Here is a 23,955-nt window from a genome sequence, read left to right as displayed (position 1 = left end):
TGGCCAGCTCAGCGTTCCCCCTTATTCGGAAGGAATTAACCCTTGAGCAGCGGGAAGCCAAGGGCTTCTCGTTCGGCCAGCCACGACTCCGCCACCTGACGGGCCAAGTTGCGGATTCGGCCAATGGTGGCGGTGCGCTCGGTCACCGAGATCACCCCGCGTGCCTCCAGCAGGTTGAAGGTGTGGCTGCACTTGAGCACCCAATCCAGCGCCGGCGCCGCCAGGCCCTGCTCGCAGAGGTCTTTGGCTTCCGCTTCGTAGATCTCAAAAAGCTTGAACAGGCGCTCCGGGTTGGAAGCTTCGAAGTTGTAGGTGCACTGGCCCTTCTCAAACGGCAACCAAATGTCGCCATAACTGCGCTGGCTATCCCACTGCAACTCCCACAGGCTTTCCACGTCTTGGAGATACATGGCCAAACGCTCGAGGCCGTAGGTGATCTCAATCGACACCGGCTTGCAATCGATGCCGCCGCACTGCTGGAAGTAGGTGAACTGGGTCACCTCCATGCCATCGAGCCACACCTCCCAGCCCACACCCCAAGCTCCGAGGGTGGGGGATTCCCAGTTGTCCTCAACAAAGCGGATGTCGTGATCAGCCGCCTTGATGCCGAGGGCTTCCAGGGAGCGCAGGTAGGTCTCCTGGATGCCATCGGGTGATGGCTTGATCAGCACCTGGAACTGGAAATAGTGCTGGGCCCGGTTGGGGTTATCGCCATAGCGGCCATCGGTGGGCCGGCGGCAAGGCTCGGCATAGGCGACGGCCCAGGGCTCGGGGCCGATGGCGCGCAACACGGTGTGGGGGCTCATGGTGCCCGCCCCTTTTTCCGTGTCGTAGGGCTGCAGCACCAGGCATCCCTGATCCGCCCAGAAGCGCTGGAGGGTGGAAATGATGTCCTGAAACTGCACAGCAATCGGCATGGCCTGGGCAATTCTGCAGGCCGAAGATCAACTGCTGTTGCGAATCACTTGCAATTCAGCCCACAACCCTGCTTGAGTTGCGAGACGTTCTCAATAAATCAGCATGCTTCGGCTCTTTGGCAACCGCGACGACCTGCTCTCAGCCCTGACATCCCAATGGGCTGACGAGCAGCTGCGCCTACCCAGCCCCGAGCAACGCCGGCCCAAGCGGTTTCGGCCGATCAGGAGGCGGCCAAGCAGCGGTGCAAGTGGGTAATGCGGTGCTGGCGCTCCCGCGACTCCGGGCAGTAATCCAGCATCCCCAGCCAGTGGTCGCCGTTGCGGCGCAACAGCAGCACGGGTTTGGCGCTGCTGCCGTAGTGGTCCAAGAGCAAGCTGCAGATCTGCTCGGCCAGATCGCCGCCATCGGGGCGCCGGCGCAACACGCTGTTGAAGGCTTCGATCTTGGCGAAGGGCACAAAGCGAATCGACTCGACCGGATCCGGCTCGTGCGGCGGCGGAGCACCAGACTCCACAGACACCCCGTAGCGCGCTTCAGTGACCACAAGCAGGCCATTCATGGCCAAGGTCCGCTCCAGCAACTGCTGAATGCGGGGCTCGATCTCGGGTAGCGGAAATAGCAGCGGAGCCTCCACGGCCTCGACCTACTTCTTCAGATTTCCTTAATCTATGGCACCAGAGCCGCCAAATCTGCCGAATGCTCTGGAGTGGAAGCCGAACGAAAAACTCCTCAAAAAGGCAAATACTCGTGGCCAAAGCCGGCTGGATCCCACCAGCTCAGGTCAGCCGAGCGGTAGGCCACCACATTGAACATGCCGCGCACGTGGTGGTAGCTGATGTGGCAGTGGAAGGCCCAGATCCCAGGGTTGTTGGCATCGAAGGCAATGCGGCAGCGGCCGCCTTTGGGCACATAGACCGTGTCCCTCATGGGTCCGGCCACAGGCTCACCATCGATTTCCAAAATCTGGAATTCATGGCCATGCAGATGCATGGGATGCCCCATGGGCGTGGGGTTGGTGAACACCATCTCCACCCGCTGGCCCTCGTCCACCCAATAGGGATCGCGGTAGGGGTAAAAGCGATGGTTGAGGCCCCAGGTGTATTTGGGGGCAGGGCCAGTCAACGCAACAGGGATGGTGTTGTCGGCCGCTCGCACAGCCAACGGGGTCTTGGCCCGCAGTTGCCGGTCTTGGCTGAAATCCAATGACCCTGCCCACTGCTGGCTTTGCGGCGCCAAGGCCGGAGCCTTGAGCTTGCGGCTGCTGCGCAGCACCACCCCGCAGCGCAAGTTGCTGCGCTCACCCAAAGCCAACAGAGGAAACACCCCCGGCGTATCGGGCATGGTCAGCCGCAGCGTGAGGCGCTGCGCCAACGCCAGTTGAAACACCGAGCCGCGAATCGGCTCCACGGGATTGGCATCGGTGCGCAGCAACTCGCCCTCGAGCTCACCGAGATCAAGGAAAAAGCTCATAAAGGCGCTGGCTGCAATCCAGCGAATCGCCACCGTCTCGCCCGGCTCGACATCAATGATTTCGGGATCATCGAGGCTGCGCTCATTGGCCAGCAGCGCGTCGTAGACCACATCGGGAGCCATCATCAGCACCCCGTCCGCTTGCTTCCAGCCAAAGCGTTGGCTTGTCGGATCCCATTGCTGGGTGAGCAGCGGGCGCGGCTCGTGCCAGGGGAAATCCGCCAAGCGTTTGGCCATGGCGGTGCCACCGCCGCGCTCGCCAGCCACCACATTGCTGAGGATCTGGCTAGCCGGGGTGAAGCTGAAATCTCGCAGCATCACGGTGATGGTGCGATCAGCCCATTGCTCTTGCTCCGCATCAAGGATCACAAACGGCTCGGCCACGAAGCTCTGGGTCTGCAGGCCGTAGTGGGAATGCATCCAAAAGGTGCCGTTTTGCACCAGTGAGTAGTGGATGCGTTGGCGTTGGCCCGGCGGGATCGGCGGTTGGGTGACAAATGGCACCCCATCCATGGCATTGGGAAGAATCAGGCCATGCCAGTGCACGGTGGTTGGCACCGGCAGCTGATTGATCAGCTCGAGATTGATGCCATCGGCTTGGGACGTGGTGTAGCCCCGCTCGCCATTGAGCTGACGGATGCAGCCCCGAACAACGGTCTGCCCCAACACCGTGATCGGTGCCGTGGCGACCTCAAGCACCACCGTGGCGGCATTGCGGGGCCGCTGAAACGCCGGCTGAGCAATGAACCGCTCCCAGGAACGGCGAACTGATGCTTTGGCTTGCTGAAACAGCTCCAGGCTGGCGCCGCCGATCACTGCGCCGAGCACACCGAGTTGCAGAAAGGAGCGACGAAGCAAGAGCGCCGGAGCCAGTCACCACGGTCTAATCACAGCCTCTGGCCGTGGCTGTTCTGGCTGTCCAGTGGACGCTCAACAAGCTTTCGCATTTCGCCATCGCTGGCATCAGGCCGCCCCTAACTTCTGGATCGCTTGGGGAGGCCGAACCGATGGCGCTGGGCAGTCGTTTCTCTCTGGCACTGCTGGCCCTATCGCTGTCGTGGCTCCCGGCACCGGTGGGTGCTGAACCAGCTGATCAACCCAAACCAGCGAAACAGCTCAAGGTGATGGAGACCCCACGAGGTCTCCTCGAGGCGGCCACCTTTGGCGAGATGCTCGGCCTGCCGGACTGGATGGCCATGAGCCTGAGCTTGGTGAACCAGCCGATGGGCAACATCACCGGCTCCAAGCAACGAACCTTCCGTTCGATCGACATGCAGGCCATTGATTGGAGCCTGGGCAGCGGCCTCAGCAAAGAGGACAGCAACAAAGATGAATTCGACCGCTGGAGCTTTCGCAGCAGCCTGGCGACCTACATCGGTGTCCCCCCGTACTTCAGCGAGGACATTGGCGCGGCCTTCCCCCTCCAAGCCCTAGAAGACACCGAAGGACTGCAGCAAGGGTTTTGGCTGCAGGGCCTTTGGCTGCAGCGCGACAGCGAAAACTTGAGCCTGAAATTTGGCAACAACCTCAGCCTCGATCCACTGGTGGAATCGCCGGTGTACAACGCCTACGTCAACTCGACGATCAACTCCACGCTGAACCTCAGCCTGCCGGGCTACCCAACGGTTCCGTTCAGCTCACTGGGAGCCAGCCTGCAATGGCGAGCCAACGATCGGCTCACGGTGAACTACGGCGGCTATCAGCTCAGCAATCAACGCACTGGCTTTCCAGCCGGCCGCTGGAAAGGCTGGCGCTTCAACCTGGATCGCGATGACGGCTTTGTGCAGGCGCTGCGGCTGGATTGGGCCCTGAGCGAGACCAGCGGCGAACCCCTGCTGATCTGCATGAGCCAGGAGCATCCCGATGTGGTGGTGCGCCACCGCGAGGGGTGCACGCGGCCGATGCGGCTCGAAAACAAGCTGCCCGATCCCGTGTTGCAACTCGGCGCCGTTTCAGGGAGTTGGCGTTTCCCGCAAATCAACAACCCCAGCCGTTGGGAGAACCGCGCCAACAGCATCTTTGCCAGTGCCACGCTGCCTGTGCCCTTTGCCCTAGGCCATGGCAGCCGCCTCTGGGGCAGTGCCGTCATCGGCACCGAGCCCGCCATCAACCCAGTGCCCCTGTTCATCGAAGGAGGCTGGATCACTCAGGGGGTGATTCGGCAGCGGCCTTTTGACTCCGTGGTTCTGGGCTTAACGCGCAGCAGCTTTTCCCCCTCTCTCGGCAGGGCCTCTGGCCAACGCATGACCTACGAAGGGATGATCGAGCTGGGCTACATCCTGCAACTCAGCCAAGAGCTGGCGCTGCAACCCGGCGTTCAAGTGATCGTCAATCCCGAGGGCACCGGCGACAACGAGACATTGGTCGTGCCGGGCCTGCAGGTGAGCTTCAACTGGTAGAGCTCAGCAGCGCAGTTCCAACAAGCCCATCAAGCCACCGGCCATCGGGCGATGCTGCGCCCAGCTAAAGCCTGCTGAGAGGGCCATCTGCTCTTGCTCAACGCCGGTGGGGAACTCAGCAATGCTCGTCTCCAAATAGGCGTATTGCTCCTTGAGCCCCAGCTGGCTCGCCACCGGCACCACCACCCGGCGTAAGGCCTGGGTCTGCAGCGCTGAGGCTGCCCCGCCGCCGCGATTGAAATCCAAGACCGCGGCGCGGCCATCGCGTTGCAACAAGCGCCTGAGTTCCCGCAAACCCGCCGCTGGATCCGGGAGGTTGCGCAGGCCATAGGCCATCACAGCCCCGTCAAAACTTGCAGCCGCCCGAGGCACCGCCAGGGCATCAGCTTGGAGCCACTCCACCGGCAGCCAAGGGCAACGCTTGTGGCGGCGGCGGGCCTGCAGCAATGGAGCCGCTGCTGCATCCACAGCCAACACAGCCCCCCCGCGGCGCAAACGCTCGGCCAGCACGAGGGCCAAGTCGCCAGTGCCGCAGCAGAGATCGAGCCACTGCTCGCCGGCAACGGGAGCCAAGCGCTGCACCATTTCGCGCTTCCACAGCCTGTGCAGGCCGAGGCTCAACAGGTCGTTGAGGCGGTCGTAGTGGGGAGCCACCTCATCAAAGAGCTGGCGAACTGCCTGGGCTTCAGCCGGCATGAAAGATATGAACCAACGGCGCGTTGGGACCCGTCAGGGTGATCACCATCACGGTAGAGAGCCCAACGGCAGCCGAACACACCAAACAGCCGGCCAGCATCAACGAAAACTCATTGCTATCACTGGCTGATTGCATCAGATTCAAGGCCCAGGCCACCAAGGTGATCACCACGGCCACGAGCAATAAACCAATCAATCCGGGTAACAGATCCAATCCGTTGGACCCCATTTAGTAAGAAATGTCACAGACAACTTAACGAACTCAAGCGTCCACCAGCGGCCGCACAGGCACACCGCGGCGCTGCAAATCAGCCTTGATCTGCTCCACCGTGAGCACGCCGTCATGCAGGAGCGACGCCAGCAGTGCAGCGGCGGCCCCGGTGGACTCCAGCACCTCAGCGATGTGATCCAGAGAGCCCGCCCCACCAGAGGCAATCACTGGCACGCTCACCGCATCGGCAATGGCTGCGGTGATCTCAAGGTCGTAACCCTTTTGGGTGCCATCACCGTCCATGGACGTGAGCAGCAATTCCCCCGCGCCGCACTCCACCACTTGCTGGGCCCAAGCGATGGCATCGAGGCCGGTGTTCTCGCGGCCTCCTTTGACATAGACATCCCAGCCACCACCGGCGCGGCGGCGAGCATCGATCGCCACCACGATGCACTGGGCTCCGAACTGGCGGGCCCCGGCGCGGATCAGCTCGGGATCCTTCACCGCTGAGGAATTCAGGCTGACCTTGTCGGCACCAGCCCTCAACAGCGCCGTGATGCCCTCAAGCGAGCGAATTCCACCACCAACGGTGAACGGAATGAACAGCTGCGAGGCGGTGCGCTCCACCAGCTCCACCAGGGTTTCGCGGCCTTGATGGGTGGCGGCGATATCGAGAAACACCAATTCATCGGCGCCCGCAGCGTCGTAGCGGCAAGCCAGCTCCACGGGATCGCCGGCATCGCGCAGGCCCACGAAATTCACCCCCTTCACCACGCGGCCGGCAGCCATGTCGAGGCAGGGAATGATCCGTTTAGCAACCACAGCAGCACCAGCAACACAAAGGAACGAGATGGCGCTGGTAAGGTTGCCGCGAAACCCAGTCAGCACCGTCGATGTCCCAGCCTGCCATCAACGTGGGATCCAAGGTGAAAATCACCCGCGTGCGTGATCGCATCCCGGCAGATCTGGTGAAGCTGCTGCTCGGCAATTCCGAAGGCACCGTGACCGGCTTCAAGATGACCGACGGCAGTGGCGTTGGCGTCAAGGTGAAGCTGGAAGGGGGCCCGGAAACCTGGTTCTTCCAAGACGAAATCGCCCCAGCTTGAGCTTGTGAGCGACGCCCGTCAGCTGCTTGGCATGAAAGGTGCCAGCGGCACCTCCAGCATTTGGAAGCTGCGCTTGCAGCTGATGAAACCGGTCACCTGGATTCCCCTGATTTGGGGCGTGCTGTGTGGCGCGGCCGCCAGCGGCAACTTCCACTGGCAAACCAGTGATGTGTTGGCGTCGTTGGCCTGCATGTTGATGAGCGGCCCGCTGCTGGCCGGCTTCACCCAAACCATCAACGACTACTACGACCGCGAGATCGACGCGATCAATGAGCCCTACCGGCCGATCCCCTCTGGGGCGATCCCCTTGTGGCAGGTGAAGGTGCAGATCTGGGTGCTGCTGATCGCCGGCATCGCCGTGTCCTATGGCCTCGATGTTTGGGCTGGTCACAGCACCCCCGTGCTGCTGCTGCTGGCCTTGGGCGGCTCCTTTGTGAGCTTCATTTATTCGGCCCCACCGCTGAAGCTCAAGCAAAACGGATGGCTCGGCAACTACGCCCTGGGCGCCAGCTACATCGCCCTGCCCTGGTGGGCCGGCCAGGCCCTGTTTGGCCAGCTCAGCTGGGGCATCGTGGCGCTCACCTTGGCCTACAGCCTGGCGGGCCTCGGCATTGCCGTGGTCAACGATTTCAAGAGCGTGGAGGGCGACCGGAAACTGGGTCTGCAATCACTGCCGGTGGTGTTTGGCATCGAGCGGGCCAGCTGGATCAGCGCCGGGATGATCGATGTCTTCCAGATCGCCATGGTGGTGGCCCTGGTGCTGCTGGGTCAGCACTTTGCTGCTGTGCTGCTGACGCTGCTGATCATTCCCCAGATCACCTTCCAAGACATCTGGCTGCTGCGCGATCCAGTGGCCTTTGACGTGAAGTACCAGGCCAGCGCTCAACCGTTTTTGGTGATCGGCATGCTGGTCACCGCACTGGCCCTGGGCCACAGCGGCTTCAGCAGTGCCGGCTAGGTTTTCTCAACTCGGTTTTTCTCTGGGACACGCCCATTGGCCATCACCCCTGAGCTGAACAACGAACCCAAAGACAAGGGGACAGCTCCGCGGCGGCCTGTGAAGATCCCGCGCCGGAGGCGCTTGATCTTGGCGGGCGTGGTGGCTGCGGCCGCTGGCACCACCGCGGCATTTGGCAGCTCAGCACTGCTGCAGCAAATCGATGGACTGCTGCCTGACGCGCGCGGCATCAGTGCTTTCAGCCGCCCCGGCACGGTGACGATCCTTTCGGCCGATGGGGAGGTTCTGCAAAAGCTGGGGCCGGCCTCCAGGGAGAAGGTGGCGGTTGGCCAGATGCCAGAGCTGGTGAAGGAGGCCTTCATCGCCGCGGAGGATCGGCGCTTCTACCAGCACAACGGCGTGGATGTCGTTGGCATCAGCCGGGCTGTGGTCACCAACCTGCAGAGCGGCTCGGTCAAGCAGGGCGCCAGCACCATCACCCAGCAGCTCGCCCGGGTGGTGTTTCTCAACCAGGATCAAACCCTGATCCGCAAGGCCAAAGAAGCGGCTCTGGCCTTAAAGCTCGAGCGCCAGCTCAGCAAAGAACAGATCCTCAACCAGTACCTCAACAACGTTTATCTGGGCTCCAGCGCCTACGGCGTGGCCGATGCCGCCTGGATTTACTACTCCAAAACCGTTGATGAACTAACGCTGCCGCAAGCAGCCCTGATCGCCGGTTTGCCGCCGGCCCCGTCGGCCTATTCACCGCTGGTGAATCCCGATCTGGCCATCCAGCAGCGCAACACCGTGCTGCGCAAAATGCTCGAGGCGGGCTTCATCACAGCAGCCCAAGAGCAAGAGGCCAAAACCGCACCGCTGGACCTCAAACCAGCCCTGCCCAAGTTCTGGAACAGCACCGCTCCCTACTTCACCAGCTGGGTGGCCCAGGAGCTGCCAAGGGTGCTGAGCCCTGAGCAACTGGAGGTGGGCGGCCTCACCATCCGCAGCAGCCTCAATGCCGGCTGGCAAAAGCAAGCCAAGACGGTGATCGCCAAGAACACCTGGGGCGGCCAGCAGGGCGCCTTGGTGGCGCTGGAGCCAGGCACCGGCCTGGTGCGCGCCATGGTCGGCGGCAACGATTTCAACAAGAGCCAGTTCAACCGCGCTACCCAGGCCCTGCGCTCACCGGGCTCCACCTTCAAGCTGTTCGACTACACCGCTGCGGTGAAAGCCGGCATCAAGCCAGAAGACATCTTTGTCGACAAAGCCCAGTGCTGGGGTGGTTACTGCCCGAAGAACTTCGGCAACAAGTATTTCGGCAATGTGAGCCTGGCCGATGCGCTGAAGAATTCGCTCAACACCGTGGCGGTGCAGCTGCTCGACAAGGTGGGCTTCGATGCGGTGATCAGCACCGCCCGCTCCCTTGGCATCACCCGGCCCTTGGGGCGCTACTACCCCTTGGCCATTGGCGCCTATGAGCAAACCGTGCTGGAGATGGCTGGTGCCTATGCCGCCATCACCAACCGCGGTGTCTACGTGCCGCCAACACCATTCATGAGCATCAGCGGCTCCAATGGCCAGGTGATCTGGAGCCGCCAGAGCAATGGGGCTAAGTCCACCCGCGCGGTAGATAGCGACACCGCCGATGCGATGAGCTGGATGCTGCAGCGGGTGGTGAGCGGCGGCACCGGTGTGGCCGCCAGCTTGCAAGACCGCCCCGTGGCCGGCAAAACCGGCACCTCAGAAGGCGGCCGCGATCTCTGGTTCATCGGCTCAATTCCGCAGCTCACCACCGCCGTGTGGCTCGGTTACGACGACAACCGCGAGCAGAAAGGCTCCAGTGGCGATGCCGCTTGGGCCTGGCGGCAGTTCATGATCCCGGTGGTGAAGGACATGCCGGTGCAGCAGTTCCCGCCCAAGCCGGTGCTAACCCGCAACTTCAAGGCACCCGCCGGCGCTTTCCTGCCCCCAGATCCCGCGGCGATCAAGAATTTCGAAGGCCTCGACGCCCCACCGCCAATCGATAGCGGCTTTGCGCCCGCACCGGCACCGGGCCCAGCGCCTGATGTGGTGCCGATGCCGCTCACCCCTGGTCCCACCGTGGAGCTGGCCCCAGGACTTGAGATCATCGAACCAACAGTGAATCCCTTCGAGTGAGTCAACTGACGGCCCTGGAGTGGCTAGCTCTGCTGCACCCGGTGCTGGCCATCTTGTTTGTGTACCCGGTGGCCGGGGCCACGATCCGGCTGGGGATCCTGGCGCGCGAAAAGCGCACCGACTACAACCCGGCGCTCCCAGACACCGTGCCCACCGAGCACTGGCAGCACGGCCGCTGGCTGGTGAGTAGCGCCGTGGTGATCACGCTGTGGTCGTATCTGGTGATCGCGATTCGCAATGGCCTGGGGCTCAATCCCGTGCTCTGGGCCGCAGGGCTCGGCACCTTGGCCGCCCTGCTGGCCCTATGGCGCGTCAGCACAGATCCGCTCAAAGCCAGCTTCACGCTGCTCTGCTGGGGCGGCTTGATTGGCCTAGGGACGCAGCTTCCCATTGGCGATCTGCCCTTTTGGAGCTCCCACTTTTGGTCGGGCGTGTTGCTGATTGGCCTGCTGCTGTTCTCCCTGGCAGCCCGCAGCGGCATTGCATCCACCACCCAACTGCGGCGGCTGCATGTCAGCGCCATGGTGCTGGGGGCGGTGCTGTTTGCCGTGGTCGGCATCACCGGCTGCCGCGACCTGATTCAGTTCACCGCCGGCGGCTGAGCACCGCGGCAAAGAAGCCATCGCCGCCTTGGCTATCGGGCCAGAGCTGCAACGGCGGCTCACTGAATTGCCAATCGGGGTTTTCCTCCACAAAGGCCTCCACTACGCCTGTGTTCTCCGCGGGGTGCACCGTGCAGGTGGCATAGACCAAGCGGCCATCGGGTTTGAGTAGCCGCGCGCCCTGCTCCAGCAACTGGTGCTGCAGGCCCACCAACTCCTCGATGCCATCGGGCTTGAGGTTCCAGCGGGCATCGGCATGGCGCGCCAAGGTGCCCAGCCCTGAGCAGGGCACATCAAGCAGCACCCGATCAAAGCTTTCGGCCTCCCAATCGGTGAGGTCGGTGGCATCAGCCGCTTCGGTGCGGATGCAGCTCAAGCCCAAGCGCTCGGCATTGGCGCTCACCTGCTGCAGCCGCCTTGGCGCCACATCAACCGCCACCACCTCACCTTGATCACCCATCAACTCAGCGATGTGGGTGGTCTTGCCGCCGGGGGCCGCGCAGGCATCCAGCACCCGCTGGCCTGGTTGGGGGGCTAAGAGCGGCGCAATGCGCTGGGCGGCGCGATCTTGCACGCACCAGTGGCCTTCGCTGAAGCCAGCCAGCTGCGGCAACGGGCCCGGGCGGCTGGTGAGGGTGAGCCCATCGGGCAGCTCCGCTAAGGCCACAGCTGGAAGGTTTTCCAGCAGGGCCTCACGGCTGCTGCGCAGGCGGTTGCAGCGCAGATCAAGCGGCGGGATGCGGTTGCTCGCCGCCGCCAATGCCTCGGTGCGCTCAGGGCCGATCTGCCCCCATAGCTCGGCAACCAGCCAATCGGGCAGGGAGTGCTCCAGGGCCAAGCGTTTTTGGGGATCACTGGGCACAGGCAGGCTTTCGCCTGCCTCAACGGCCCGCACCGCCGCGCGCAGCACCCCATTCACCACCGGTGCCAAGCGCTGCAGCCGTTCGCGTTTGGCCAGTTCCACCGCCGTGCTCACGGCCGCCGATGCCGGCACCCGGTCCATCAGCAAAATCTGCTGCAGGCCCACATGCAGAAGCCAGCGCAGCCGCGGCGGCTGCTTGGCGGCTGGCACCTTGCCGAGGCGATCAAGCCAACCATCCAGGCGCCGGCGCTGGCGGATGGCGCCATAGGCCAGCTCGGTGGCCAAACCGCGATCGCGGGGGCTGAGTTTGCTGCGCTTGAGCTCGCGCTCGAGGGCCAGATCGGCATAGGCCCCATCCCCCACCGCCTCCAACACACGCCAGGCCACCAAGCGCGGCGGCAAACCAACAGCGGAATCAGGGCTCAATAGGAATGGGTAGCTCCGGTGTCCACAGATAGCGCCGCAAGGGCAATGCCCCTTGCTCACTGACGGGGATGCCTTCCTCGATCAACAGCTGACGCTGAATCCAGTCACTGCCTTCCCGGGCCGGCGAAAAGCTGATGCGCCCGCTGGCATTCACCACCCGCTGCCAGGGCACCTCACTGGGCAGCTGCAGCCGCCGCAGGGCCCAGCCCACCTGCCGAGCGCAGCCCCAACAGCCCAGCAACTCAGCAATTTGGCCATAGGTGGCCAGACGCCCTTTGGGGATCTGCGCCACCAGGTCGTACACCCGCTGGTCAAAACTGGTGGATTGTTGGCTCGCCACCGGTTGCCGCTGCTGCCCCGCCGCTTTGAACGTTTGCGCTCGGTGCTGAAGGGCCGCATGGCCGATCTCACCGTGCTGATGGAGGCGGTGGAGAAGCCCCACAACCTCTCAGCAATTCTGCGCACCTGTGATGCCACTGGGGTGTTTGAGGCCCATGCCGTCAGCCTCAAGGGCCGCCCGCGCACCTTCAACAGCACCGCCCAGGGCTCGCAGAAGTGGGTGCCGATCCGCGATCACGATTCGGTGAAAGACGCCTTTGCTGAACTGCGCGCCAAAGGCTTCCGCATCTACGGCACGATGCTGGGCGTCAATGCGGTGGACTACCGCAGCTGCGATTTCACCAAGCCCTCGGCCTTTGTCTTGGGGGCAGAGAAATGGGGCCTCACCGCTGAAGCCGGCGATGCGGTGGATCAGCCGGTGTTCATCCCGATGAGCGGGATGGTGCAATCGCTGAATGTGAGCGTGGCAGCGGCCACCCTGCTGTTTGAAGCGGTGCGCCAGCGCCAGGCCGCAGGGATGATCCCCACCCAAGGCGAAGGCCTTAGCCCGGAGCTGTTTGATCACACCCTTTTTGAGTGGGCCTACCCCCAGGTGGCCCGCTGGTGCCGCGACACGGGGCGCCCCTATCCAGGTCTCAGCGAAGAGGGGGAACTCTTAGAAGAGCTGCCGCGCACCGTGAAGCTGCGCTGCTGAGCGCTCCACTCAAAAAGGCAAAAACAGCTCACCGCTCTCGCGGGTGATCTTGCTGTTGGAGCGCAGGCGGGTGGAGGCAAAGGCGCGGGCACGGGGCAGGCTCAAGGCCACCGCCAACAGCAGCAAGCTGATGGCCACATGGCCGCCACCAACGCACAGCGTCAGCACCAACAGCAAGGTGGCCATCAGCTTTTCGAGGATGCCGATCACCTCATCGGCATTGCGCATGCCGAGGAACCAGAACAAGCCTGTGAGTCCGATGAGAAGTAGCGAAACGCCCATCGCGAGGCCAGTGGATGTTTCTAATTTATGAGCTCATTTGCTGCGCTGCAGCGTTACCCCATGCAATGGCGTCGCTGGGCAGTGCTGACGCTGAGCCTGTTGTTGGCTCGTTATCTGTTCTGGCGCGTCAGCTCCACGCTGAATTTCACGAGCCCAGCGGTAGCTGGTTTGAGCCTGCTGCTGCTGGGCTGCGAGCTGGTGCTGCTGATCAGCGCCTTTCTGCCGCTGTGGTTTTCCCTGGCGCGCAGAAGGCCGCTCAAGCCTCAGCCGCTGGGTCGGTTCCCGGCTGTTGATCTGCTGCTGCCCAGCTGCGGTGAGCCGCTGGATGTGGTGCGCCGCAGCCTGCAGGGCGCCCTGGCTCTTGATTACCCCACGCTCACCGTGTGGCTGCTGGATGACACGGGCCGCCCTGAGCTGCAGCAGCTGGCTGGCCAACTGGGCTGCCGCTATCGGGCCCGCAGTGAGCACGCCCATGCCAAAGCCGGGAACCTCAATGCCGCCTTGCCGCTGCTGCAAGGCGAACTGGTGGCGGTGCTCGACGCCGATGTGGTGCCGCAGCGGAGCTTTCTTGAGCGCACGGTGAGCCTGCTGGAGCAAGACAGCAGTGCCGCTCTGGTGCAAACGCCGCAGAGCTACATGAATGCCGATCCAGTGCTGCGCAATTTGCAGCTCGAGCGCTGGCTGCTGCCCGATGAAGAGAGCTTCTACCGCTGGGTGGAGCCCGTGCGCCAAGGGGTGGGAGCAGTGGTCTGCGCCGGCACCTCCTTTGTGGTGAGGCGCCGCGCCTTGATGGCGGTTGGCGGCTTTGAAACGGGCACCCCCAGCGAAGATCTCGCCACGGGCATCCGCCTGGCTGCAGCCGGCTGGCGGCTGCATTTCTTGGCTGAAAAGCTCAGCGCTGGGCTGGCGCCCCACAGCGCGGCGGCGATGGCGCGGCAACGCTGCCGCTGGGCCAGCGGCACGCTGCAGATCCTGCGCACTGGCGCCAACCCCTTCACGATTGCTGGGCTGAGCCCGCTGCAGCGGCTGGCCTTCGCCGAAGGCATCCTGCACTGGCTCAACGTGCTGCCCCAGCTGCTGCTGCTGTTGATGCCGCTGCTGGCGGTGCTGGCTGGCGGCAGCCCGATTCGCCTCGATGGCGGCGGCCTTGTGAGCGTGGCGCTGCCCTTTTACGCGGCGCAGATGCTGCTGGCCCGGCCGATCAGCGGCCAAGCCAGGGGTGCGGTGCTGCCTGAGCTCTACCGCTGGATTTTCCTGGTGCCGCTGGTGGGCGCCGTGCTCAGCACCATCGCGAAGAAGCCCAAAACCTTCCGCGTCACCCCCAAAGCACCAGGGCCAGCGCGCGGAGCTGAGCCGGGCTTGGTGATTCCGCTGGCGAGCCTGCTAGCGGTGCAGGGCTTGGCCTTGGTGGGCCTGCTGCGCTGGCCGCCGCCAGCGGCGCCATTGGGGCTGACTCTGTTTTGGCTAGCCAGCAGCACCCTGCTGCTGGGGCTCTCGCTGCGCTGCTGCTGGGACAGGCCTGGGGTGAGCGCTGTGCCCTGGTTTGCCGTTCAAAGCAAGCAGAGCTGGGGACAGGTCACCGCCCTCAGCGAAGACGGCCTCGAGGCACGCCTGACTGGCAACCAAATCCCAACGCAGCACTGGGGCCTACCGCTGGAGCTGGTTTGCCAGAAGGGCCAGCGCATCGGCATGCGCTGGGCTCAGCTCAACGCTGAGCAACGCCAATGGCTCAACCAACGGATCTATGGCTCTGCCGGCTGCTGGCCGGTGCGCCGCGCGCCTTTCGAGCCGCGCGCCTTGGGGCCTGTTTTGCTGCGCCTGATCAGACCTGCCAGCACTGAAACCTGGTTCAACAGAAGCCTGCTGCCGCTGGCGCTTCAGGGCCTGGCTTCATCGCCGCTCACCCATGCATCCAGGCCTTCGCCAATGAAGGAGAGCGCCAGCACCAGGATGAACATGGCCACCCCGGGGTAGAGCGCCGTCCACCAAATCCCGGTGGGCAGGGCCGTGAGCGCCTGCTTGAGCTCAGCGCCCCATTCGGGAACAACAGCCGGAAGGCCCAGGCCCAAAAAGCCAAGGCTGCCGAGCATCAACACCGAATCAGCCGCATTCATGGTGAGCACCACCGGCACCGAGGTGATCACGTTGCGGAACAGGTATTTGCGCATGATCCACACCGGCCCGGCCCCCAGGCTCTGGGCAGCTTCCACAAACAGCTCGGCTTTGACAGAGGCCGTTTGATTGCGCACCACGCGGAAATACTGCGGCACATAAACCACGCACAACGCTGCGGCGGCATTGAGCAGGCCCTGGCCCAACAAAAAGGCCATCACCACCGCCAGCAGCACCACCGGCAGGGAATAGACGGTGTCCATCAGCAGCACCAAGGCCCGATCCACCGGCCCACCGAAATAACCGCTGAGCATCCCCAGCGGCACACCAACAATCAAGGCCAAGGTGAGCGCCAGCACCACCACCTTCAGCGCTACGCCGGCTCCAGCAATGGTGCGAGCACACACGTCTTGACCCAAACGATTGGTGCCGCACCAGTGCTCTAGCGATGGCGGCGCATTGATCTCGTTCTCGAGGCCGGTGTTCACATCTGGCAGCAGGCCAATGCCAAACAGCACAGGGCTGATCAAGGCAATCAGCACATAAAAGAGCAGCACCCACAGGCCCACGCGGGCCAAGCGGGCTGAAAGGGACCGCGGACGCCAGGTCCAGAAACGCTGCAGCCAAACCGATGCCATGGGCATCGTTCTACAGCAGCCATGCAAAGCCAGCTCTGCCTAATTCGCATAAATACAGCGCGAAAGAGGAGCGATTTACCCAACAATCAATGGGTCTTACGTGAGAATCACATGAGCCAAGGCAGCACGTCTCTCATTCGCCTACTTCGGACTCGGCATAAAAACGGCCACGCCAACTCCGCGTTCACCCTTGTCGAGCTGATGGTGGTGGTCGTGATCGTTGGCATCCTCAGCGCCATCGCGCTTCCCAACTTCCTCAAGCAAACAGACAAAGCTAAGGCCACTGAGGCCAAACAGAACATCGCCTCAACCCTGAAGCAGGCCCAGGCGCAGTTTGTGGAAGACGGGCAAACGCCAAAAACAAGCGCCACCGACATGAACACGCTCTATGGCACCCCGAAAGATGGTGCTGGCTTGTTCAACTACGCAGGCGCCTGGAGTTCACCGATTTACACCATCACAGCCAAGGGGAATTCAACCGATGCAGGCTTGAAGGACAAGGTGATGAAGGGTTGCGCGAACTTTGACACCGGCAAAGTCGACATGCAGTCGGTCCTCGATGACAGCTCTGCACCCTCTTGCAGCTGAAATCAATCGTGAGAGGTCTGATTCGGCGCGATATCAAAGCCGATCAAGGCTCAACCATGGTCATTGTGTTGATGGCATCGCTGATTGCGACCGTCAGCACAATGGCCATCGCCATGCAAGCGCACAACAGCTATGTCAATAGCAGCCGGCAAAGCATGGCGAAACGTGCCCGCGAGGCCGCTGAATCAGGATTAGCCATCCTGGTTGAAAGCTTGAACCAGGACTACCCAGAATGGCTCGTTAGCAATTACAACGGCAGCGGTTCTTGGTCACGCAGAGATAGCGGAGGCACAGGCTGCCGGACAGAGATCACAGGCCAGCCAATCACCAGTGGCATTAGCAGCCAACAAATCAACGGAACCCGAGGTCAATACCGACTAAAGAGTTTTGAGTTTGATGGCACCAGCTACTACGGCGGTCGCGGCAGGTTTGTCGTTGAAGGAGAAGTTGTCTCAAAGGACAATCAAAAACTAGCCGCTGCACAAGTCATCCAGGAGATGACAATTATTGCCAAATCCTGCAACTCACTACCAGGAAGTCCTGACGAGAGTGAAAGCATCTGGCCAGGGCTCTTTATGCAAAATATTGGCGACTATGACCGCACAGAAGTCAAACTTAAAAATTCAAAGCCAGCTCAACCTGCCGCTGTGCTTTGCACAAGCAAAGAGGAGGATTGCCGGAGCAGCTCAAGGCCTTGGAAAAGCAGTTATCCGCCCTGGGATGACGTGAAATTTCAACCCGAAATCACACTGCCAGAAACACCAACACCGCCTGCAGGACTCAGGGCCACGCGAATCAAACCGGCACGATGCACAGCTGCCCGCGGGCGCAGAGAGCAAAGCGACACGGTCTATCGAATCCCTGAAGACGTGCCTGCAGCAAGCAAAAAACAAGACGCCGATGGCACTTGGCATGTCTATGCCAGCGATATCAGCATGACTGGTCGCAGCGGTTGTGAGACAAAGTTAAAAATCAGCAAGGGTCCCATTCGCCTCTATGTCAGCGGCAATGTGAACTTGGCCCCACACGGAAGACTCGACACCAGCTCGGTGAATCATGCAGCGGATTTCATGCTGCTGGGCACAAAGCCACGCCTCAGCGGCCGCTGCCGGCAACGACTGAACACCAAACAACCACTGGGAACAAAAAGCAATCCAGCCAAGGCCTTTATCTGGATGCCATCCGGTTGCGTGAAATTCCAGTTCACCAAGACAGACCCCCATTATCTCGAGGGCGCTATCTGGGGCCAGCAATATGACGCCACAGGAGCAGGAAGCTACGACAAGAATTACGTTGATATCAGCGTTCCCGAAGGGCTACCCAGCCTGATCTTTCAACGGCTTGGCGTCAGCTTTGGCGTTGGGCAAAGAGAGTACGTCGCCCAAGGAATCCTGAGCTGGAGAAGCCACGGGCGCTGACCCAAAAAGCTATCGAGCAGCAAAGGTCCGGCCCAAAAAGGCTTGAAATTTATACAGCATGCTTTTAATGAATTTGCAGCTTCGCCCTAAAAGACTAATAAGCCAGGTTAACCGGAAATAGATACACATTTCACCCAATTCGCCATAGCCTCTCAGCTGCGTCTCAGACAAGACTCATTCCCGCTTAGGTCGCCTGCTTAAGCGCCAGGGAACAAAAAGCCAGGCAACTCACAACCTCAAATCAACTCATCTACTGATTGCCAATTGCAGGCAACCAGGACTTATCCACTTGCTTGAAATTTCTCAATGGCATCAACTCTGAATTTCAACTCTTTCTCTAGGGGAGGATGGGGCTGGCAGCGCGATTGGCGTGGCCGCTGGCGCTGGAGGTCGTCCTACAACGCGACTGCCACAGGCCTGGACAATCGCGTTCTGAGTTCAAACGCTGACACTCTCAATATTTCAGCCACGGCAATCGCCAGCCGCTGGGGAACTGGAAGAGCAACAGGTGTCAACAACAGCAAAATCTTCTTTGGCGGATCAAACATCAACATCTCGGCCTACGCCAGAGGCAGAGATGCGTATGCCATCGGCATGCTGGGAAGCTTGATCCAAGCATGCGGTTGCGACGACAAAACGATCAATATCAACGCCAAGTCGAGAGTGTTCAGCTATGACCCCGCATGGGGCATGCAGCGCTCAGCAATCCTGTCTGGATCAGGAAATGACTCCATCAACATCACAGCAGATGCTGGCTATGCCAATCGCTGGGGACGGCGGAGTGGCTCGCTAATCCTCGCGAAAGGCATGGAAAGCAGCCTGCTGAACACAGGCTCAGGCGATGATGTCATCACCATTAATGCAATCGCCGATGGAGATCGCCGCTCTGTAGCCAATGCCATCGGGATTGACCAAAACTCCCAAGTCATCACAGGAGAAGGCAACGACAAGATCTATGTAACAGCCGATGCCACAGGTGTTCAATCCAATGCCTGGGCCATCAGAAATAGCTCCATTGACACTGGCAAAGGTGACGATTTAGTAAGCCTGACAGCCAAAACATGGCAAACCGGATGGCGGCGAGATCCGGCCTATGGAGCAGAAAATAGCTCCATCAAACTTGGAAAAGGAGATGATCAACTTCTGATCAAATCTCAAGCCGGCGGGGTTGGCGATCTACGTGCCTATGGAGCTGTTGGCTCAATTCTTGATGCAGGATCAGGTGATGATTCTTTCAACATTGATGTCAGCGCTAATGGAGGCCGCGGCACAAGCAGCAACTCATACAGCAGGAGCTATAGCTATGACTACAGCCGTGAATACGACTATTCACGCAGCTACGGCTATAGCCGAAGCTATGGGGGCAGCCGATCTTGGTGGAGGCCGACCTACGAGCGCGAATATGGGTACGAAAGAAACTACGACGTTGCCAATAAATACTCGCGATCACGCACTTATGAGTTCTCGAACAGCTACGAAAACAAAGACCTGCGTGACGGCAGAGCGTTTGGCCTGGTGAATTCCAAGGCTCTCCTTGGCAATGGCGATAACGACGTAACCCTCAATATCCAGGGCAACAACGAAGCCAAAGGCCTGGTCAAATCAAGCCTTCTAGCTGGCAAAGGCAACGACACCGTCAGTATTGACGTCTTAGCCAATGGTGAACGCTCTAATCAAAGCAGCGGCTCTTACTTTTCTGACTACAGCTACAGCAGCGAAGGGCATAGGAAAAGCAGTTACCGCAGCTGGAGTAATTACTCGCGAATTGGCGGATATAGCAACTATTCCAGCACCAGCAGCTACTCTTCCGCGCAAGAGAGTGAATGGGCAAACAAAAGCCAATCCACGAGCAAATCAAGTTGGAATAATCAAAATATCAATCGCTTCGGCACAGCCATTGGTGCAGAGAATTCAGCGATCGACCTCAGCTCTGGAGATAACAGCATCGCTGTTAATGCGAAAGGGGGCGAAATAGCAATCAGCCTCAGCCAGTCCAGCCTGAATACTGGCAATGGCAACGACAGCATTGAGCTCAATGCGATTGCCGAAGGAGAAAACAGCCGGATCAACAGCTCCTCTTCGAGCAATAGCTCAACAGCAAGCAACTGGAGCAAAAACTCTCGGTCTTATTCAAACAAATACGACTACAACTGGAGCACCTGCATAAGTAGAGGTTTCTCCAAGTACGCCCATGAAAACAACTCCAAAAGTGAATGCGAAAATTCCAGTTCCTATAAATACAATAGTGAGTACAACAACTCCTACATTAATCGCTATGGCAATGCGGTAGCCGCCCTGAATTCAACAGTGAATACCGGCGGTGGTGATGACAACCTCAGCATCAATGCTGAGGCTGGATCCAGCGCCATTGGCTTGAAGGGAAGCTCCGTCGATACAGGCTCTGGCGACGACAGCATTGAACTAGCTGCTCTGGCAGACGGTGTTAGGGGGTACAGCTACAGCAACACGGGCAGCTACAGCAGAAGCGGCAGTTACAGCTACAGCAGAAGTGGCGAGTATGACTACTCACGCAGCTACGGGTACAGCTACGGCTGCTGGGGCGGCAGGGACAGAAGCTACAGCTACAGCCGGTCTTACGACTACAGCTACAGCCGCGATTACGGGAACTACTCCAGGAGTTGGGGCTGCAGCTACGACGGCGGCATGCAAAGCACTGGTGTCGCCAAAGGGTTAGAGAACTCCAACCTTGATACAGGCAAAGGTGATGACAGTGTGCTGATTGATTCCATCGGCAGCCGCAAAGCGATTGGCCTGGATCAATCAACGCTGGATACTGGCAAAGGCCACGACACAGTGGATCTCATTGCAGAGGCCCTTGATGACAAGCAGGGCATTGCCTTTGGCCTCAAAGACAGCTTCTTGCACACCGGAGCCGGTGATGACTCCATCTACATCGCTGCACTGGGATCTCAACAGCAAACCGCTCTGAGCAACAGCACCATCAGCACTGGCAATGGAGCTGACTACCTCACCGTGGAAGGTGACATCACTGGCAGCACCATCTCTATGGGCCGTGGTGATGACACCGTTGATCTCTTTGGTGGCGGCCAATCATTGGTCTACGCCGGTGGCGGTGATGACAGCGTCACCGGTGGTGACGGCAACGACACCATCTATGGCGACAAAGGCCATGACACCCTCAGCGGCAATGCTGGCAACGACACCATTTATGGAGGCAATGGTGACGACTTGATTGATGGCGGCATCGGAGTTGATGTTCTCTTCGGCGGCTGCGGGTCCGACACCTTCATCCTCAATTGCGGTGATGGCTTCGCAACCATCGCCGACTTTGAAGTGGGCTCTGATGCCTTGACCTTTGCTGATACCAGCAAGATCCGCATGGAGTTCAAGGACAGCGACAGCCTCTTCTACAGCGGCACCGATTACCTCGGTGTTGCTCAAGGGGTCAAGCTCACGGAACAAAAGGACGGCAGCTTCGTGTGACGCGAATCCTGCCCATACGGCTAACCAGTCCCCGCCTTCTGCGGGGACTGTCACCCACTCAAACCGCTCTACCACCAGGACAGTCCCTAACGGAGGTCCTGGTGGCTAGTTCCGTTTTGGCAATCACGGTGATGGCCGTCACGCGCGGGATCATCAACGCCCAAGGCATTACCCAACGAAGCAGCCAAAGACACGCAGCTGAGGCCCTAATAGCCAATGATCTTGAGACAACAGTGCGTCAGCGCTTTTTCAGCTTTCGCTGCAGCCAAGGGCCTTGCCTCCCTAAGGAGACCGAGTCTCAAGTTCTGCTCAAGAATCAGGACAAGCCCCTGCGCTACTACAACGATGACAACAAGCAGGCATTCATTAATAGCTGCCAAAACAGACAGCTCGCCAAAGACCTCCTAGCCACACCAACCGATGGCATTGCAAGTGGAGAATCCACACTGAGTGGCACTGGACACCTACTGAAGGGAGTCGTGGTGAAACGACGAATCAACCTGGTCGAAAACAATGCCAATTCAGCTGTCGTGGAATACGAAGCACTCCACAACAACAAACGCATTGCGTACCGCAAAGCAATCTTGATCCCCAATGCGGTGCACTGGTGTGGCTAAGGCAAACTCCGGCTTCACGATGTTGGAGCTCCTCGTTGTCATGGTGATCTTGGCGATTCTTGGGGCGCTCGCGATCCCTAGCTTCCTGGCCTCCGTGCGGCGCGAGCAGCTGACAGCCACCAGTCGCTCCGTAGTGGATTGGCTGGAGGAGGCGCGTCACGAATCCATCAAAGAGATGCTGTCCTGCGAGGTCTTATTGACGTTGAGTGCAGACAAGACAGGACAGCTAGCAGTCAAAAGCACCAGCCCAGGGTGTACAGAGCAACTTCCTCTGGTGATTGGAGGAAATGCCCCGGGGAAAACCCAACTTGCAGTCAATGGTCAACAGCAAGGCAATGTTGCGCTGCTGTTTTCACCACGCGGAACAACCTCCAGCAACCAGGAATGGCGGCTGACAAGAGAGGAAGTTGCAGTAACCCGCTGCATCCGGATTAGCTCTCCTTTGGGATTGATCCGTCTAGGCACGCTCCGTTCAAACCAATGTGATTACAGCCAAGCCCTGTGAAGCCCTTCATAACTCCCACGAGCAAAAGCACAACCGGTTTCACCTTGGTGGAGCTCTTGATCGGCATGGTCATCGGCTTGATCGTGGTGGGCTCGGCGGGGAACTTAGTGGTCAACACCGTGGAATTGCGCAGCAATGCCGAAGAACTAAGGCGTAAACGAGATGAGTGGAAGCTGGCGACCAACTTCATTGAAGCTGAGATCGCCTTGGCAGAACGGGTGGTCACCAGTTCAGATGCGATCAATATCCCCAGTGAATGTGGCATCAGCACGACTGAGTTCACTCACGCGGTTGTATTCCCTCTGGAGCGACCCATGGGAGTCAGTGACGAGAACAGCCAGGTCTTGCCATCAGCGATTTATGCCATCCAAAACATCAGTGACGGCAGTGCCATGGCAGGACAAGCACTGGTGCGCTGCGGCCCTCGTATCAATGACGGCGACAGCAACCGAGGTTTCTACACCGCAGAGATTTGCCCTAAAGGCCAAAGTCGCACCTGCCGCGAAGTCATCCTCGACAACCTCAGCTCGCGTGACGATTGCAAACAAGGCTTTTGCATCGATGCACCAAGCTGCAACAGCAATGGATTGCAGGGACAGGGGCTCCGTTTCCTGCTTCTCGCCAATGGTCTATCAACATCATCGAAAAGCCCCTACGGCCAATGCCTTGGTACCCAGTCACGAGTGGCTCCGGTCTATTACTTCCCTGACGAAAGCAGCGCCTGCAATGGCAGCGGCAATGTCAACCGGCGCGATTTGTTGTACGTGACGCGTGATCCCTCCGTCGACTATCCAGGCAATCAACCCAAACTGAATCTTCCACAAGGAGCAATCAAAAAAGACCAACAGGTGGTGATGTGCGGTGATGATTTTTTCTACACCGTGGAAGGCTCCAGCAAAAACGACATCATCGAAGCCCAAAGCACTGATAAAGACACCACGCTGAAAGGTGGGGATGGCAACGATCGTCTACTGGGCGGACAAGGGAACGACACCTTGGAGGGAGGAAGCGGCGACGACATCTTGATTGGAGGCCCAGGCGCGGATGTCTTGAAGGGCGGCAGTGGTAAAAACAGCTACCTAATCCAAGGAAATGACCAGATTGAAGGAACAGATGGGGTCGATGTGATCTACATTCGCCGTCCAAAAGCAAATGTAAGCCTCTCCAATTGCAGGAGAGTCATCTGTAAAGCCAGTGATGCCAACGCTTTTAATGGTGACCCGGCCTTTTCAATCAGCATTCGAAAAGGAGATGTTCTGATCTTCCTTGATGGGCGGGAAGTACTTAGTTGAGTCAAGAGGCACCGAAGCAGACTTTCTTTGCAAAGCAGGCTTCAGTCACTGACTACCCTGGCAAGCCAGTGGCAGCCTGGGCTCTCAGGAAACTCTAATCAGGCAAAGCAGGCTTCTCAGGCAACTCTCACGAAGCAATCTGAGGAATCCAAGTAAAACTGAGAAAAATCACCAGGTTTTCTCAGATGACTCCGATTCAGGCTGGCGGTCCTCAACTGCAG

Annotated in this window: 23 protein-coding genes; 13 read left to right on the top strand and 10 right to left on the bottom strand. The window is 60.0% G+C overall.

The annotated features are described in order from the left end of the window. Positions 1-35: 35 nt before the first annotated feature. The 3 genes from glyQ to SynMINOS11_RS03035 all read right to left on the bottom strand — a co-directional run bounded on the left by glyQ (position 36) and on the right by SynMINOS11_RS03035 (position 3,246). Positions 36-905, bottom strand: coding sequence for a glycine--tRNA ligase subunit alpha (gene glyQ, locus SynMINOS11_RS03045; RefSeq protein WP_043737810.1), 870 nt, complete (start codon positions 903-905; stop codon positions 36-38). 233 nt (positions 906-1,138) lie between these two features. Beyond that, the gene (locus SynMINOS11_RS03040; protein WP_011935002.1) at positions 1,139-1,552 is read right to left on the bottom strand and encodes a hypothetical protein; all 414 of its coding nucleotides are present in this window, start codon (positions 1,550-1,552) and stop codon (positions 1,139-1,141) included. Between the two features lie 95 nt (positions 1,553-1,647). Next, positions 1,648-3,246: a multicopper oxidase family protein gene (locus SynMINOS11_RS03035; protein ID WP_186549784.1), complete on the bottom strand. Its 1,599-nt coding sequence runs from the start codon at positions 3,244-3,246 to the stop codon at positions 1,648-1,650. A 44-nt stretch (positions 3,247-3,290) separates the two neighbouring features. Between SynMINOS11_RS03035 and SynMINOS11_RS03030 the strand changes: the two genes are divergently transcribed. Next, positions 3,291-4,787, top strand: coding sequence for a carbohydrate porin (locus SynMINOS11_RS03030; protein WP_186549782.1), 1,497 nt, complete (start codon positions 3,291-3,293; stop codon positions 4,785-4,787). A 3-nt stretch (positions 4,788-4,790) separates the two neighbouring features. On the opposite strand, the gene ubiE is transcribed toward SynMINOS11_RS03030, so the two are convergent. From ubiE to hisF, 3 genes are read right to left on the bottom strand one after another with little or no spacing between them, the layout of a single operon-like run. Further along, positions 4,791-5,483 carry a bifunctional demethylmenaquinone methyltransferase/2-methoxy-6-polyprenyl-1,4-benzoquinol methylase UbiE gene (ubiE, locus tag SynMINOS11_RS03025; RefSeq protein ID WP_186549780.1) on the bottom strand — a complete coding sequence of 231 codons (693 nt, stop codon included), beginning with the start codon at positions 5,481-5,483 and terminating at the stop codon, positions 4,791-4,793. After that, positions 5,473-5,712 (bottom strand): hypothetical protein, encoded by a 240-nt coding sequence (locus tag SynMINOS11_RS03020; protein ID WP_186549778.1) that lies wholly within the window; start codon positions 5,710-5,712, stop codon positions 5,473-5,475. The genes ubiE and SynMINOS11_RS03020 overlap by 11 nt, the downstream gene beginning before the upstream one ends. Positions 5,713-5,745: 33 nt before the next feature. After that, positions 5,746-6,516, bottom strand: a complete 771-nt coding sequence (gene hisF, locus SynMINOS11_RS03015; protein ID WP_186550661.1) for an imidazole glycerol phosphate synthase subunit HisF — start codon at positions 6,514-6,516, stop codon at positions 5,746-5,748. Positions 6,517-6,587: 71 nt separating this feature from the next. Between hisF and petP the strand changes: the two genes are divergently transcribed. The 4 genes from petP to SynMINOS11_RS02995 all read left to right on the top strand — a co-directional run bounded on the left by petP (position 6,588) and on the right by SynMINOS11_RS02995 (position 10,496). Continuing rightward, the gene (petP, locus tag SynMINOS11_RS03010) at positions 6,588-6,800 is read left to right on the top strand and encodes a cytochrome b6f subunit PetP (protein ID WP_011934996.1); all 213 of its coding nucleotides are present in this window, start codon (positions 6,588-6,590) and stop codon (positions 6,798-6,800) included. Positions 6,801-6,804: 4 nt separating this feature from the next. Then, positions 6,805-7,758, top strand: coding sequence for a chlorophyll synthase ChlG (gene chlG / locus SynMINOS11_RS03005; RefSeq protein ID WP_186549776.1), 954 nt, complete (start codon positions 6,805-6,807; stop codon positions 7,756-7,758). Between the two features lie 99 nt (positions 7,759-7,857). Then, positions 7,858-9,894, top strand: a complete 2,037-nt coding sequence (locus SynMINOS11_RS03000; protein WP_255445529.1) for a transglycosylase domain-containing protein — start codon at positions 7,858-7,860, stop codon at positions 9,892-9,894. Beyond that, positions 9,891-10,496: a DUF4079 domain-containing protein gene (locus SynMINOS11_RS02995; protein ID WP_255445464.1), complete on the top strand. Its 606-nt coding sequence runs from the start codon at positions 9,891-9,893 to the stop codon at positions 10,494-10,496. Before SynMINOS11_RS03000 ends, SynMINOS11_RS02995 begins: the two co-directional genes overlap by 4 nt. Here SynMINOS11_RS02995 and SynMINOS11_RS02990 read toward each other — a convergent pair. Next, entirely contained in the window at positions 10,480-11,784 is a 1,305-nt protein-coding gene (locus SynMINOS11_RS02990; RefSeq protein WP_255445463.1) for a 16S rRNA (cytosine(967)-C(5))-methyltransferase, read from the bottom strand. The two genes, SynMINOS11_RS02995 and SynMINOS11_RS02990, sit on opposite strands and share 17 nt — an antisense overlap. Continuing rightward, positions 11,774-12,124, bottom strand: coding sequence for an MGMT family protein (locus SynMINOS11_RS02985; RefSeq protein ID WP_186549772.1), 351 nt, complete (start codon positions 12,122-12,124; stop codon positions 11,774-11,776). The genes SynMINOS11_RS02990 and SynMINOS11_RS02985 overlap by 11 nt, the downstream gene beginning before the upstream one ends. A 3-nt stretch (positions 12,125-12,127) precedes the next feature. Between SynMINOS11_RS02985 and trmH the strand changes: the two genes are divergently transcribed. Continuing rightward, positions 12,128-12,817, top strand: a complete 690-nt coding sequence (gene trmH / locus SynMINOS11_RS02980) for a tRNA (guanosine(18)-2'-O)-methyltransferase TrmH (RefSeq protein ID WP_186550657.1) — start codon at positions 12,128-12,130, stop codon at positions 12,815-12,817. Positions 12,818-12,826: 9 nt separating this feature from the next. Here the strand turns inward: trmH and SynMINOS11_RS02975 are convergent, their stop codons facing one another. Continuing rightward, positions 12,827-13,099 (bottom strand): hypothetical protein, encoded by a 273-nt coding sequence (locus SynMINOS11_RS02975; RefSeq protein WP_186549770.1) that lies wholly within the window; start codon positions 13,097-13,099, stop codon positions 12,827-12,829. A 27-nt stretch (positions 13,100-13,126) separates the two neighbouring features. On the opposite strand from SynMINOS11_RS02975, the gene SynMINOS11_RS02970 reads away from it, so the two are divergent. Beyond that, positions 13,127-15,073, top strand: coding sequence for a glycosyltransferase family 2 protein (locus SynMINOS11_RS02970; protein ID WP_186549768.1), 1,947 nt, complete (start codon positions 13,127-13,129; stop codon positions 15,071-15,073). Here SynMINOS11_RS02970 and SynMINOS11_RS02965 read toward each other — a convergent pair. Next, positions 14,977-15,849 (bottom strand): ABC transporter permease, encoded by an 873-nt coding sequence (locus SynMINOS11_RS02965; protein ID WP_186549766.1) that lies wholly within the window; start codon positions 15,847-15,849, stop codon positions 14,977-14,979. The two genes, SynMINOS11_RS02970 and SynMINOS11_RS02965, sit on opposite strands and share 97 nt — an antisense overlap. A gap of 21 nt (positions 15,850-15,870) precedes the next feature. Here SynMINOS11_RS02965 and SynMINOS11_RS13065 point away from each other — a divergent pair, with 21 nt between their 5' ends. The 6 genes from SynMINOS11_RS13065 (at position 15,871) to SynMINOS11_RS13060 (ending at position 23,734) form a co-directional block, all read left to right on the top strand. Beyond that, positions 15,871-16,437: a type IV pilin protein gene (locus SynMINOS11_RS13065; RefSeq protein WP_304623014.1), complete on the top strand. Its 567-nt coding sequence runs from the start codon at positions 15,871-15,873 to the stop codon at positions 16,435-16,437. Further along, entirely contained in the window at positions 16,428-17,855 is a 1,428-nt protein-coding gene (locus SynMINOS11_RS02955; RefSeq protein ID WP_186549764.1) for a hypothetical protein, read from the top strand. Before SynMINOS11_RS13065 ends, SynMINOS11_RS02955 begins: the two co-directional genes overlap by 10 nt. Before the next feature lie 690 nt (positions 17,856-18,545). Continuing rightward, positions 18,546-21,320: a calcium-binding protein gene (locus tag SynMINOS11_RS02950; RefSeq protein ID WP_186549762.1), complete on the top strand. Its 2,775-nt coding sequence runs from the start codon at positions 18,546-18,548 to the stop codon at positions 21,318-21,320. A 101-nt stretch (positions 21,321-21,421) separates the two neighbouring features. Then, the gene (locus SynMINOS11_RS02945; RefSeq protein ID WP_186549760.1) at positions 21,422-21,937 is read left to right on the top strand and encodes a hypothetical protein; all 516 of its coding nucleotides are present in this window, start codon (positions 21,422-21,424) and stop codon (positions 21,935-21,937) included. Beyond that, positions 21,930-22,442, top strand: coding sequence for a GspH/FimT family pseudopilin (locus SynMINOS11_RS02940; RefSeq protein ID WP_186549758.1), 513 nt, complete (start codon positions 21,930-21,932; stop codon positions 22,440-22,442). The genes SynMINOS11_RS02945 and SynMINOS11_RS02940 overlap by 8 nt, the downstream gene beginning before the upstream one ends. After that, positions 22,439-23,734 (top strand): prepilin-type N-terminal cleavage/methylation domain-containing protein, encoded by a 1,296-nt coding sequence (locus tag SynMINOS11_RS13060; RefSeq protein ID WP_304623013.1) that lies wholly within the window; start codon positions 22,439-22,441, stop codon positions 23,732-23,734. The genes SynMINOS11_RS02940 and SynMINOS11_RS13060 overlap by 4 nt, the downstream gene beginning before the upstream one ends. Positions 23,735-23,955 lie beyond the last annotated feature (221 nt).

The sequence above is a fragment of the Synechococcus sp. Minos11 genome, assembly GCF_014279855.1.
Taxonomy (GTDB): Bacteria; Cyanobacteriota; Cyanobacteriia; order PCC-6307; family Cyanobiaceae; genus RCC307.
This window is presented reverse-complemented; position numbering and strand designations above follow the sequence as displayed.